This is a genomic window from Photorhabdus sp. HUG-39 (genome assembly GCF_963878365.1).
In the GTDB taxonomy this organism is placed as follows: Bacteria; Pseudomonadota; Gammaproteobacteria; order Enterobacterales; family Enterobacteriaceae; genus Photorhabdus; species Photorhabdus kayaii.
In genome coordinates, this window is sequence record NZ_CAWNWY010000059.1 from 1 (window position 1) to 14823 (window position 14823).

3 protein-coding genes and 4 pseudogenes are annotated in these 14823 nt (G+C 44.8%); 6 read left to right on the forward strand and 1 reads right to left on the reverse strand.

From position 1 onward, the window contains the following. The 6 genes and pseudogenes from AAC155_RS23090 to AAC155_RS23115 form a co-directional block, all read left to right on the forward strand. Positions 1–149: pseudogene (locus AAC155_RS23090) on the forward strand (IS5/IS1182 family transposase); the annotation flags it as partial. Positions 150–717: 568 nt separating this feature from the next. Beyond that, positions 718–2328 carry a cyclic peptide export ABC transporter gene (locus AAC155_RS23095; protein WP_113044293.1) on the forward strand — a complete coding sequence of 537 codons (1611 nt, stop codon included), beginning with the start codon at positions 718–720 and terminating at the stop codon, positions 2326–2328. A 168-nt stretch (positions 2329–2496) separates the two neighbouring features. After that, positions 2497–3810 carry an aspartate aminotransferase family protein gene (locus AAC155_RS23100; protein WP_113044294.1) on the forward strand — a complete coding sequence of 438 codons (1314 nt, stop codon included), beginning with the start codon at positions 2497–2499 and terminating at the stop codon, positions 3808–3810. 129 nt (positions 3811–3939) lie between these two features. Continuing rightward, positions 3940–10371, forward strand: a pseudogene (locus tag AAC155_RS24580) (amino acid adenylation domain-containing protein); the annotation flags it as partial. A gap of 87 nt (positions 10372–10458) precedes the next feature. Then, a pseudogene (locus AAC155_RS24585) lies at positions 10459–11247 on the forward strand (thioesterase domain-containing protein); the annotation flags it as partial. Positions 11248–11467: 220 nt separating this feature from the next. After that, positions 11468–13933, forward strand: coding sequence for a penicillin acylase family protein (locus AAC155_RS23115; protein WP_113044297.1), 2466 nt, complete (start codon positions 11468–11470; stop codon positions 13931–13933). 95 nt (positions 13934–14028) lie between these two features. Here AAC155_RS23115 and AAC155_RS23120 read toward each other — a convergent pair. Beyond that, positions 14029–14791 (reverse strand): annotated as a pseudogene (locus AAC155_RS23120) (IS5 family transposase). Positions 14792–14823 lie beyond the last annotated feature (32 nt).

A 14823-nucleotide genomic window follows, 5' to 3' on the forward strand; every position in this document is an offset into this window, starting at 1 on the left:
CTTTAAAGCTCAAAGATGGGTTGTCGGGAGGACTCATAGCTGGATGAATCGCTTTCGCCGGATACTGATCCGATGGGAAAAGAAGGTCGAAAGCTATGTTACATTTTGCATGCGGGATTATAGTCTGGAACAAAACCCTATTGGGATAGGCTTTTAATGCGATAGAACCAATTCAACAGTTATTTTAATTATATTCTGGATTATTTTATTTTTCCTTAAGTTACATGAGTGACTATTATTCGTGTATTAATTTTATGTCTTATAATTTTATTGGCGATTCTTTTATTACCTCTTGTCAATTTCTTCATTAAATGTTAATTTTTATTAAAAATATTATCTACCCTATTTAAATAGTTATGTTATTATTACTTACGATAATTAGAACATGGCAACCGCATGAATGCTCAAATAAAAACAGAACGAATGGTATTTAAGCTATTCTAATAACAGCACTTGTTAATTTGCTTTAAATACAATCCATATTTGCGTTATTTTTGTGTTAATTGTGTTCGCAAAATGTTCATGCGGTTGCCCTGGTAATTAGAATATGCATTTCTCAGTGATGATTAACTTTATCAAAATATACATTATTAAATGGCTTGGATATGTTGTGATTTAAGTTACGTTCAGCTGTGAAATGAAATCTGATTAGAAAAAACTTGATGCTTTATATTGATGTTACTATTAATAGTGTGCTAATAATGAGAATGGGTTATTATGAATTTAATTAGATATCTTTGCGCTCACTCTTGGAAATTGCTGTGTTTTTCTATGGTAAGCGCATTAGTAGCTGGAGGTGCTGCAGCCTCACTGGTTGGTCTGGTGAGCAAAGCAATTGAGTCTCCTGGCTACTCTGTTTCATATATTTTTTTTATATTATGTTTAGTCTATTTTTTTAGTAAAGCTACTGCAGAGATTGCGTTGCTACATTTGACTCAATCTGCAATATTATCACTACGTATCAATCTTAGTAATAAACTACTGCGAACACCGTTTAAAAAGCAGCAAGAGCTTGGACGCCATGGTCTGTTAGCTGTTTTAACCAAAGATGTTGATGTGTTTTCAGATTCATGTAGGTTTGCGCCAATAGTGTTTGGTAATACCATTCTTATTGTGGCTTGTCTTAGTTATTTGGCCTGGGTCTCTTGGGTGCTATTTTTAGTCCTGACTGTATGTTTCGGTACATTGATGTATGGATTTCACATTTTAGAGAAAAATCCCTCTCAGATGATGGACAAGGTTAGAGAGCAGATTGATAATATTTATCTTAATTTTCAAAATCTTATAAGTGGAAGTAAGGAGCTACAGTTAAATACTAATCGTGGTAAATTATTTGTTAATCAAGTTATTATGCATGGTGCTGAGAATTTAAGAAAAATATTTATAAAGAGTCATGCCAGATGGGCATGGTTAGTAAATTCAGCAGATACTATGTTTTACGTAATAATTGGTTTTATGGTTTTTGTGGTACCCATTTGGTGGCCGTCTGAACCAGGTGTTCTTGTCTCGGTAGTCTTGGTTATGCTCTTTTTAGTTGGCCCTATTGGTGAAGTTATGGGGGCTATACCCGAATTACGCACGGCGGAAGTATCCTTGAAAAGAATGCGACAACTAGATAAGGATTTGCAGGAATCTCAGCTTGTATACTCTGATAAGCTTAACCCTTTCTTAGAAGTAAAGGAAAACAAGGTATTACTTGAATTACAAGATGTTGTTCATCACTACTCAAGTGATAAGGAAGATAGCCAATTCATTCTTGGGCCATTAAATCTTAAAATACACCATGAAGAGATTGTTTTTATCATAGGAGGTAATGGCAGCGGTAAAACCACTTTGGCAATGTTGTTGGTTGGTTTGTTTCAATGTGATTCTGGCTCTATTATATTAAATGGTGTAGAAATGAACGCTTCTAACAATGAGTATTATCGACAGTTTTTCTCTGCCGTTTTTTCTGATTTTCACTTGTTTGAAGAATTACTCACTATAGATTTACATATTACTGATAAAGCCACTCACTACATTCAGAAATTGGGTATGGATCATAAAGTAAAAGTAGTAGATGGAAAATTCTCTACCATAAATATATCCACTGGTCAGCGTAAAAGATTAGCTTTAGTATCTGCTTATTTAGAGGATCGTCCTGTTTATATCTTTGATGAATGGGCAGCAGATCAAGACCCGGTTTTTAAAAAAGTATTTTATACAGAATTATTACCTGAATTAAAGGCGCGTGGCAAAACCGTTATTGTTATTACTCATGATGACTCTTATTTCGGAGTGGCAGATAGAGTAGTGAAGTTAGAAGATGGACATATAAAAGATATCTAAATTCCTTATATGGACGTCAATTTGAATTCAGTTGGTGTCCATATATCTATTTGGATTATTCAAAATAAATTACACCCTATTTTTTGACTATTTAATTTCTTTGGGAAATACACTTGAACACTTGTGGCGTTTTTATGTCGAGCTACTTTTTCTATATGAGGAATGGATATGACGAACACTATTTTTAGGGAATTAGAATCTGATGTACGTAGTTATTGTCGAACTTTTCCTGCGGTTTTCTCTAAGGCAAAAGGTTCAGTTTTATATGATGCAACGGGGTGCGAATATCTCGATTTTTTCGCCGCAGCGGGTTCTATGAACTATGGACATAATGATGAGGATATGGTTGAAGCAGCCATTAATTATTTGCGCAGTGATGGAATTATTAATGGACTAGATTTGAACACTGAGGTTAAGGCAAAGTTTCTGGAGACTTTTAATGAGCTTATTTTGAAACCGAGAGAATTTGATTACAAATTACAATTTACTGGCCCTACAGGGGCTAATGCAGTTGAAGCAGCACTCAAACTGGCTCGTAAAGTGACTAATCGGATAAACATTGCTTGTTTTTCTGGTGCCTATCATGGAATGTCTTTAGGAGCTCTGGCGATGACGGCTAATGCGGCTAAGCGTGCATCCATGATTGTGCAACTACCCGGAGTAATCCGTCTGCCTTATGATGGGGCTGTAGGCGGTGGAGTTGTTAGTCAGTTACAGTTACTGGAGGATATGTTTTTCCGGCCTGGTTTTGGTATTGATCCCCCAGCAGCTTTTTTGCTCGAATGTGTTCAAGGGGAAGGGGGAGTGAATTGTGCCTCGGATGATTGGCTCCGAGGGGTTAGCTCATTAGCAAAACGGCTTGGCGCGTTGCTGATTGTTGATGAAATTCAAACTGGTTGTGGTCGTACTGGTACTTTTTTTAGTTTTGAACATGCAGGTATAGAACCGGATGTGGTTTGCTTATCCAAATCTCTAAGTGGTGCAGGCTTACCGTTTTCTATCAATCTTATAAAGCCAGAAATTGATATCTGGGCTCCAGGTGAGCACAACGGCACTTTTCGTGGTAATAACTTGGCGATGGTGATGGCAACGGTTGCATTGAAGAAATTCTGGAGCACACCGAATTTTGCCATTGAGGTGACGGATAAAGGTCATGCCCTAGCAAACCAATTACGGCAGGCCTTGGCTTCTGTTGCGGATCAGGTTGATATTGTTGGGCGTGGTCTAATGTTAGGCTTGCGTTTCAGACAGCCAGAACATGCGCGTACTATCGCAGCCAAGTTGTTCCGAGATGGTTTGCTAATTGAGGTATGTGGTCCATACAGTGAGGTACTGAAGTGTATGCCTGTACTTACCATGGAATGGGCGGTGATGCTGGCTGCAGGTCAGCGCATCGCGCAGATGGTATTAAACACTTTGCTTAACGACTATTCAAGCTCATCAACGCTATTAACTCTTGATGAGCAATACCTGCCTGTTTAGGTGCTGATGAATCCTATGAAATATAGTTATGGGGTCCCAATTAAGCCCTAATAATTTTAAAACGATCTATGTATTTTTATTGTTTTTACTAGGTTGTTATTTTCTGGCTTTATAAAAAGGTATCGAAAAATGAGTCGTTTAGATATTTTCTCTCCGAACCATCCCCTATCCACAGCACAAAGCAGCCGTTGGCTTCAGTATCAGTTAGACCCTGTCGGGAAAGGGAAACACAATAGTGCTTTTTGCGCACGAGTTAAAGGTTTAACTCCTGAACGTTTGACAATTGCATTAAACCAACTGCTGATGCGCCACCCTATGTTACGTGCTAGTTTTAGTCTAGATGATGGAGAGTTGGGCTATCGTATCAGTGATAATATTAGCATTAATGTTCACCAGCATGATGCTCAACAGATCAACACTGAAGTTCTTCAACAGCAAGTGGCAAAGGAATGCTGGCATATTTTTGACCTAGATAAACCGTTACGGATTCATGCCTGCTGGTATCAATGCAACGAGCAAGAGTCGGTTATGGTGCTAGTGTTTGACCATATTGCGGTTGATGGTTGGTCCTATTGGATGTTACTAGAAGAGCTGGGGTCATTGCTGTCATTACAGGAGCTAGAGCCTGTGCCAACCAACAGCTTTCAAGACTATGTTGCTTGGCAGAAACAGTGGCTGCAAAGTTCTGGAGCTGTTGCACAAGGTCATTTTTGGCAACAAGCGTTAAGTGGAGAGCTACCTGTGTTGCAATGGCCAAATAAATGCAGCAACACCAAAATCCCAGAAAGACAAACACTGATAAAGATGCTGCCGCTTGAGCTGGTGTCTAAGTTGCAAGTGGTAGCATCACATTATGGTGGTAGCTTGTTTGCTATTTTTTTGGCGGCATACCAAATATTGCTACATCGTTACACTGGGTTAGATGACATTATTGTTGGTACCATTATGCCAGGGCGTGGACGTGCGCGTTGGGGCAGATTAGTGGGTGAATTTATCAATCCAGTGGCATTGCGTTGTCATGTGGGTGATGATATTACAGTAAGCGAGCATATTCGTAGATCACAATATCTTATCCGTCAAGGTGTTGAAAATCAGAAGTATCCATTTTCCCAAGTATTAGAACAGATTAGATTTCCTCGTCAGCCAGATATTCATCCCATTTTTCAGACGATGATGAATTTTCAACAGGCAAGGTATGCCAGCAGCGAACTACTGTCTTTGTGGATGGAAGGAAACCTAAGCTCCTCTATTAGTTGGGGAGGCGCTGAGTTATCGGCATTCCCATATCCCGCTTATGCTGATACATCTGTACCACTTATGGTGAATGTGCTGGAAGTTGACGGGCAAATTCGTTGTGATTTCCGCTATAGTACGAGCGAATTCGATGTTGAAATTATAACGCAATTGATGGGACATTTATTTACCTTACTTGCACAGATGGCCGACGATGAGCAACAGAGGCTAGCCAGCCTAGTATTGCTTAGTGAACAAGAGCATCGACAAGTACTTTTGGGTTTCAACAACACAGCAAAAGCTTACCCTCAAAAAAATAGTTTGATTCATCAACTGATTGAACAGCAAGTTGAGCGAACTCCTGAGTCCATTGCCTTGCGTTATGGCGATGAAGAATTGAGCTATAGCGAGTTGAACTGTAGGGCCAATCAATTGTCACACTACTTAATAGAATTAGGTGTCGGCCCGGATGATAGAATAGCAATCTGCGTAGAACGCAGTATGGAAATGGTCGTGGGTCTGCTGGCTATCTTGAAGGCCGGTGGTGCGTATGTACCACTGGATCCGAGCTATCCAGAGGAACGACTGAGTTATATGTTGGCCGACAGTCAACCGCAGGTAGTGCTGACGCAGAGCGGGCTACTTGGTGTGTTACCGAAGGTATCAGTACCAGTATTGTCATTGGATGTTGAGTCACCTGTATTCCAAAAGCTGTCAATGCACAATCCTGATGCAACAGTATTAGGATTGAAACCGAATCATCTAGCTTATGTGATCTATACCTCGGGTTCGACGGGGCATCCCAAGGGAGTAATGAATGAACATAAAGGAGTGGTTAACCGTTTATGTTGGGCACACCAAGAGTACCAGCTACGGGATGATGATGTAGTATTACAAAAGACGTCATTTGGTTTCGATGTATCGGTTTGGGAGTTTTTCTTACCTCTGCTGGCTGGCGCTCAACTGGTAATTGCTCGCCCTGCTGGGCATAAAGATCCGCTTTACTTACTGGAGGAAATTGAACGCAGCGGTGTCACAACTATACATTTTGTTCCTTCTATGTTGCAAAGCTTTGTCAGCATGGTACCAGCAGGACGTTGTCGGTCATTACGCCGTATTTTATGCAGTGGTGAAACGTTACCATACAAGTTGCAGACTCAATGTCTTAATTATTTCCCACATAGCGAACTGCATAATTTATATGGTCCAACTGAAGCCGCGATTGATGTTACCTCTTGGTTGTGTGTACCAAACAAATATGTAAGTTTGGTACCCATTGGTCGACCGATCAGCAATACCCAAATCTACATTCTGGACGACTATAACCAGCCAGTACCAATTGGGGTGGCCGGTGAGCTCCATATCGGTGGGGCTGGGGTAGCGCGTGGTTATTTAAACCGCCCGGAATTGACGGCAGAGCGCTTTATTGCCGATCCGTTTAGCGATGAACCAGCGGCCCGGCTCTATAAGACCGGCGATCTGGGCCGCTGGTTGCCGGATGGGAATATTGAATATCTTGGGCGCAATGACTTCCAGGTCAAGATCCGCGGTTTTCGTATTGAGTTAGGCGAGATTGAAGCCCGGCTGGCGGCCTGTGACGGTGTGCGGGAGGCAGTGGTGGTCGCCCGGGAAGACGCGCCGGGTGACAAGCGGCTGGTGGCCTATCTGGTGCCGCAGGCCGGAATGGGGCTGGACGCCGCAACGCTGCGGGCTGAGTTAAGCACAAGCCTGGCGGACTATATGCTGCCCGGTGCATTTGTGGTACTGGAGGCGTTACCGTTGACACCGAATGGCAAGCTGGACCGGCAGGCATTGCCGGCCCCGGACCAGAGTGCGGTGGTGACACGGCAGTATGAAGCGCCATAGGGTAAGCTTGAGCAGCAGCTGGCACAGATTTGGCAGGACTTGTTAGGCGTGGAGCGTATCGGCCGCCACGACAACTTCTTTGAGTTAGGCGGGCATTCTCTGTTGATCGTCAGTGTGATCGAGCGATTACGCCTGATGAATTTGCACCTAGACGTGGGAACCGTTTTTGCCGAACCAACGCTGATGGCGATGGCTGCCCGTGTCAGCAAGGAGGAAAATATCGCGGGCGAGGGTGTTCCCGAGAATCGTATCCCCGGAGATACCCAGGTTATCACACCGGAGATGCTGCCGCTGATTATGCTGAGTCAACCCGAGATAGACAGCATTGTAACTGACGTTGCTGGTGGCGCTGCCAATATCCAGGATATTTATCCACTCGGCCCGCTACAGCAAGGTATCCTGTTTCATTATTTATTGGGGGGGGAAGAAGACCCTTACTTATTGCACACTATAATGGCGTTCGACAGCCGACAGCGTTTGGATGGCTTTTTGGCTGCCTTGCAACGGGTAATCGACCGTCATGATATCTTGCGCAGCGCGGTGCATTGGAAGGGATTACCGGAGCCGGTGCAGGTGGTGTGGCGTCAGGCGCCATTGCGGGTTGAAGAACTGAGCTTATTGGCGGGGGAAGATGCAGAACAACAACTGTATCAGCACATTGACCCACAGTGGGCACGGTTGGATGTGACCCGAGCGCCATTAATGTCGGCTAGTATTACACAGGATTCGCAGTCCGATGAATGGCTGCTGGCGTTACTGAGCCACCATCTGGTGTGCGACCATCTCACGCTGGAGTTAATGCTCCATGAAATTCAGATATTCATACAGCAGCAAGAAGAGCGCCTACCGCATCCTTTACCTTATCGCAATTTTATTGCACAAGCACGTTCGGTACCGCAGACAGTACATGAGGCGTATTTCCGGCAGCAGTTAGGTGATGTGGACGAATCAACCGCGCCCTTTGGGCTGTTGGATGTGCAAGGAACAGGCACTCTGGTTGTTGAAACGCGCGGCTATGTAGAAACGCGGTTGGCTCAAGCCGTACGTGATTGCGCGCGGCGGGAAGGCGTCAGTGCGGCGGTGTTATTCCATGTGGCATGGGCGCAGGTCATGGCACAGTGCAGTGGCCGGGATGACGTTGTGTTTGGTACCGTGTTGCTGGGACGATCGCAAGGCGTGGCGGGTGCGGATCAAGTGCTGGGTATGTTTATGAATACTTTGCCGGTACGGGTACGGTTGGGCAAGCGTAGCGTATGGCAAGTAATGCGCGAAACATACCAACACTTAAGTGAGCTGCTGACGCATGAACAGGCCCCGCTTTCGCTGGCTCAGCGTTGCAGCGGTGTGCAGGCCCCACTGCCGTTGTTCAATAGCCTGTTGAACTATCGGCATAGCCCAGGCGGGGCAGATCAGCAGAGCGTGTGGGAGGGGATACGCTGGATTAGTGGGGAAGAGCGTACCAACTACCCGCTGTCATTGGACATTGATGATTCAGGTCAGGGGTTTGAGCTGACGGTGCAAAGTCGTGGGGAGGTGGCACCGGAGCGGATTATGGCCTATGTGGAGACGGCGCTGAAAGGGATAGTGACGGCTTTGTGTTCGGCACCTGACACACTGATACAGCAGGTGGATATATTGCCGGCCAGTGAGCGGGAGCAAATCCTAACGGACTTTAACGCAACGACAGTGGCTTATCCGTCAGACAGACTACCCCATCAGCTGTTTGAACAGCAGGTTGCCCGCGCGCCGGAGGCGATAGCCCTACGTTATGGAGATGAAGAGCTGAGCTATGACGAACTGAACTGCCAGGCTAACCGGCTGGCGCATCACTTAATCAGTTTAGGGGTGTGCCCGGATGACCGGGTTGCTTTGTGCGCAACCCGCAGTTCGGAGATGGTAGTGGGTTTGCTGGCTATCTTGAAGGCCGGTGGTGCGTATGTACCGCTGGATCCGAATTACCCGCCAGAGCGTTTGAGCTATATGTTAGCGGACAGTGCACCAGTGGTGGTGGTGACGCAGAGTAATTTACTTGAGATGCTGCCGGAGTTGTCAGTGCCGGTATTGGTGTTGGATGAAACGAAAGTGCAGTCAATGTTGGCAACACAATCGATGCACAATCCCTCAGCGGAGATTCTAGGGCTGAACCCAAGTCACTTGGCGTATGTAATTTACACCTCGGGTTCGACTGGCTTGCCTAAAGGGGTGATGATTGAACACCGTGGGTTGGTCAACTACAGCTTGGATGCTATTCGCCAGTTTGAACTGACAGCAGCAGACAGCGTATTGCAGCAGAATTCGTTGAACTTTGATTTGTCACTGGAAGAAATGTTGCCAACGCTGCTGGCGGGAGCCAGTCTGGTATTAGCACGTGACTTGTTTGGCAGCTCATCACAGTGTGAATCCTGTGATGATACAGTGAGCGTTGTGCATTTAACAGCAGCGCACTGGCATTCATTAGTCGGGCAGTGGAGTGAAGTGCCCGCACGAGCATTGCGCGATCTGCACGGGGTACGCTTACTTAATGTGACCGGTGATGCATTATCGGTGCAAAAATTGCAGGCCTGGGCCGAAATTCGACCAGCACACACTCATCTGATTAACACTTATGGTCCGACAGAAGCAACGGTGTCATGTACTGCAACCCGTTTATCTGATGGTGCTCGTAGCGTCACAATAGGTAAGCCGTTTGCTAATACTCGGATGTATATTTTAGACGTCCATGGTCAACTTGCACCTGTTAGTGTTGCTGGCGAATTATATATTGGTGGTGTACAAGTGGGCCGTGGTTATTTAAACCGCCCGGAATTGACGGCGGAGCGCTTTATTGCCGACCCGTTTAGCAATAAAGCAGGAGCCAGGCTCTATAAAACCGGCGATCTGGGCCGCTGGTTGCCGGATGGGAATATTGAATATCTTGGGCGCAATGACTTCCAGGTCAAGATCCGCGGTTTTCGTATTGAGTTAGGCGAGATTGAAGCCCGGCTGGCGGCCTGTGACGGTGTGCGGGAGGCAGTGGTGGTCGCCCGGGAAGACGCGCCGGGTGACAAGCGGCTGGTGGCCTATCTGGTGCCGCAGGCCGGAATGGGGCTGGACGCCGCAACGCTGCGGGCTGAGTTAAGCACAAGCCTGGCGGACTATATGCTGCCCGGTGCATTTGTGGGACTGGAGGCGTTACCGCTGACGCCGAATGGCAAGCTGGACCGGCAGGCATTGCCGGCCCCGGACCAGAGTGCGGTGGTGACACGGCAGTATGAAGCGCCACAGGGTAAGCTTGAGCAGCAGCTGGCACAGATTTGGCAGGACTTGTTAGGCGTGGAGCATATCGGCCGCCACGACAACTTCTTTGAGTTAGGCGGACATTCACTACTAGCTATGAGTTTGGTAGCGAGATTACGACAATCTCTAGATACTGAAATTGTATTAGGTGATATTTTTACCGAAAAAACAATTAGCCAGCTAGCTATATCCATTCAATCTGACTGCAATTCAAATCAATATCCTAACTTATTTCCTATTCGTACTGGTGGGAAAGATATACCTTTGTTCTTTGTTCATGCTGGTGGTGGGAGTATTAGTTATGCCTATGATCTTGTTACCTGGATGGACGACATAAGTATTCCAGTCTATGGATTCTCTGCTGGCAATTTACTAGAGAAAGAAGCAAAGGATGGTTCTCTAGTGACAATCCAGATGCTGGCCGAATCGTATATAAAAGGCATGTTACATGTACAGCCTGTAGGTCCATATCGTATTGCAGCATGGTCATCTGGTGGAGTAATTGCTTATGAAATGGCTCGTCAGTTAATAGCTGCTGGAAAAAAAATGGATTTTATAGGGTTGATTGATACAGATAGAGACTATAAACAATTCTATCCTGAGTATGAGAAGCCAAATGGCTTTGTTTTTGATGAAATGGCTAAATTGATTGAAGTGTTATCGACATTAGATATACCAAATGTTGTTATTAATAAATCGATTGAGCTGGCAAAAAATAAAGATTACACAGCTGTATTACAGCTTGTTAAAGAAAATAGTAATGTGAAGAGTTTACCAGAATATAGTTTCCTTAAGGACTTTCTCTTGGTTTGTCATAACATGGATGTAGCAAGCTATCATTACTGTCCACCAAAACTGCCTACTATGATTACTTTGTTTTCTGCAATGGATGAAAATGATAGGAGTGATTTTAGCCTAGGCTGGGGAAATTTGATATTTGATGGATTATTACGAATTGTTCCATTGAGAGGAACTCACTCATCCATTATGAAAAAACCTTATATTAGCCACCTAGGAAAGGAACTGCTAAGGATTATTAAAACTAAGGGTAAATCAGGTTAATTAGGTTGTTCTGAAAATAGAAAACCATACTTATACGTGGGGTCATTCTAGTTAGCAAAAGATGGGTAGATTTATGCCATGACTTATCTACTATCTGTATGGTCCCACTACTTTTCGTCAATGTTGCACTTTGATTTACTTTGTCTATTTAACTATATGGTTCTGTATAAAAACGACGATTTTTAAAACCATAATGAATAGTTCTAAAAAGGGGATGTGTATGATTTTAAAATTAGCATACGGTATAAGAGTTATACCATTACTGATGCTATTCATAGGATTAACTGCTTATGCTGAAAATAATGCCCTAAGAGCTGATAAGTCATCTTATCAAGTGAACATTCGACGCACTAGCATGGGAATGCCACATATTCAGGCTAATGACTGGGGTAGTTTAGGCTATGGTTATGGTTATGCTCAGGCTCAAGATAATCTTTGCACAATGGCTGATTCTTTTCTAACTTATCGTGGTGAGCGTTCCGAATATTTCGGTGGTGAGGCATTACCAGTTTATTTTAGTACAGCGGGTAACTGGTCTAATTTGGACTCCGATTTTTATCATCGCCACATTGTATCTGATGATGTAATAGAGAGTATGAAACAAGCCCAGCCAAAGCGAATGAGGTTACTCGTGGAAGGATTTGCTTCTGGTTACAATCGCTATGTGCGTGAATTTAAAGCCGCAGGTTCTTCTGACAAAAAGAATACGGCTTGCAGTAGCGCGCCTTGGGTAAAATCGATTAGTGCGCAAGATATTTATCGTCGGATGTATTCGGTTGATTTAGCAGAGGAATTGTCTATCAGCCTATTACCGTCTATTGCTAATGCGGTTCCTCCTGCACTAGGTATTGACGCTGTTAGAACAATACCGCTGGTCCGAGGTGCGGTTGCTGGATTCCCTCGGATTCGTAACTTGGTCAATGGAGGCATTGGTAGTAATGCATATGGTTTTGGTTCAGTGGCTACAGGTACGGATAGCCCACTGCTATTTGGTAATCCACATTGGTATTTGGAGGGGCCAGATCGGTTTTACTTAGCACAATTGACGATTCCTGGAGTACTGAATGTGAGTGGTGCTGCATTTCTAGGTTCACCTGTGGTGCAAATCGGGTTTAATGACAATGTAGCTTGGAGTCATACGGTTTCGACAGCAGAGCGTACTGGATTTTTTGAATTGCGATTGGTACAAGGTGATCCGTTCAGTTATCTACATGATGGAAAAGTTGTGAGAATGCAGTCACATACCATTACAGTACAAGTAAAACATAGCTCAGGAGCTCTTGTACCAATTACGCGTACACTGTACAAATCCGAATATGGTCCCATTGTAAGTGATCCGATGTTGACTTGGAGCGAAAATACAGCGTTTGCCTTGCGCAACATTAACCGGGATAATTTCCGTCCTTGGCGTAACTGGTTGCGTTGGAGTGAAGCTAAATCACTTGATGAATTTATTACCATTCAACGTGAGGAGGCTGCTATGCCTTGGGTTAATACTGTGGCTGTAGGACGAGGTAGTTCGCAGGCTTGGTATGCCGATATGGGGGCGGTGCCTAATATATCGCCCACACAAGTGGAACAGTGTACTACGGCAATGGGAAAAGCTTTAATAAAGGCTGGGCATTTACCACCTAATACTCCTTTTCTTGATGGTTCGCGCAGTACATGTAATTGGCAAAACGATCCCGATTCAGTACAGCTTGGCGCAGTTGGCCCGAGCCGAATGCCTAGTTTGTTGCGCAAAGACTATGTGGCCAATATGAACAATAGCTATTGGTTAAGTAATCCCCAAGCACCGCTAACGGGTTATCCTGCAATTTTTGGCCCGAGTGGTGAGGAGGAATTGAATTTGCGTACTCGTATGGGGCATGTGATGGTGCAAGAACGTTTTAGTGGCAACGATGGTTATCCGGGGCGCAATGTCAATAGTGAAGTGATACGTCAGATGGCGCTCAATAGCCGGGTATTTAGTGCTGAACGTTTTAAAACGCAGGCGTTGGATCAAGTCTGTGTCATACCCCTAGTCAACGTGCAGCGCGATGTACTCAAAGGAGAGTTGTTTGTGTCAGGACGTAAGGTGAATCTGACGGAAGCCTGTGCTGTATTGAGAGCTTGGAATAACACAGGTAATAGCGGTGCACGTGGTGCCCATGTATGGGATGGATTTTGGACGAGATTATTGATAGAGCGTGATACGCAGGAATTATTCGCCGTGCCGTTTGACTCAGCCGACCCACTGAATACTCCGCGTGATCTGCGGACGAATGCAACTGAAACACTACGTCAAGCCTTAGGTGCCACGGTATTAGATTTGCAACATCGTGGTTTGTCATTAAACGCTAAACGAGGTGACTATCTATATCTCACTCGTGGTGACAGAAAGATGCCGTTGTATGGTGGATGTGATGAAATGGGTTACTTTACTATTAGCTGTAATGTAAATAACTCATACGAAATGGATAGAGGAGATGTAACCAGCAATAGTTATTTGCAGGTGGTGAGTTTCCCACGTGATGGCGTGGAGGCTTATGTTTTATTAGTTTCGTCCTTGACTGATGATCCGACCTCGCCTTACTACAGTGATTACACACATAGCTACAGTACTAAACAATGGCAGCGTGTGCCATTTACGGAATCGCAGATAAGAGCTGACCCAAATTATCAGAGTCGCACGATTCAAGAATAGTGATCAGAAAGCTTAGTCCGGTGAGTGATTTTTGATGTTTGGAGATTGATCAGAGCGCATCATTCGGACTAAGAGCCTATCCCAATAGGATTTTGTCAGACTATAATCCCGCATGCAAAATGTAACATAGCTTTCGACCTTCTTTTCCCATCGGATCAGTATCCGGCGAAAGCGATTCATCCAGCTATGAGTCCTCCCGACAACCCATCTTTGAGCTTTAAAGTCCGTATTTTGGCAGGTATCTGATTCTTCCTTGCAAGACTGGATGTGCGGCTCGTAGTGCCGACTTTGTAGATAGCCAGCCATTCAGCATCATATCCCTTATCCAGACACAGACTGACCTTTTTACCGGGCTTGCCTGTCTGAAGTGCATCAAGCGTATCCACAACGAGTTTGATATCGTGAGTGTTTGCCGCGGCAACAACGAGTGAAAGAGTAAGCCCTTTAGCATCTGTCATGAGGCTGCGTTTTACGCCTTGTTTCCCTCGGTCCGTGGGGTTACGACCTGTTTTTTTGTCCCTGCTAAAGGGGATTTGGTCATGCAGCCATCCAGTGATAACCACGACCAGTCGATGCTCGCAGGCCAGTAAACCGTTCTGCCAGAAGCGTTCAAAAATGCCTGCGTCACGCCATTCCTGAAAACGACGGTGAGCAGAACTTGACGAACATTATTCCTGTTGCATTCAGGGCGTTCCATTGGCAGCCCGTTCTGAGCACAAAGAAGATAGCATCCATAGCGGCGCGGTTATCAACACGTTTGCGATGTGTGCCTAGCGGATGCTGAGTTTTATATTCGGGGATAAGTGGCGCCATTTTTCCCCAAAGTTCATCACTGAGCCGCCATTTATTGTTTGCCATATTCTCTATACCTTCAGAAATTATCCGTTATA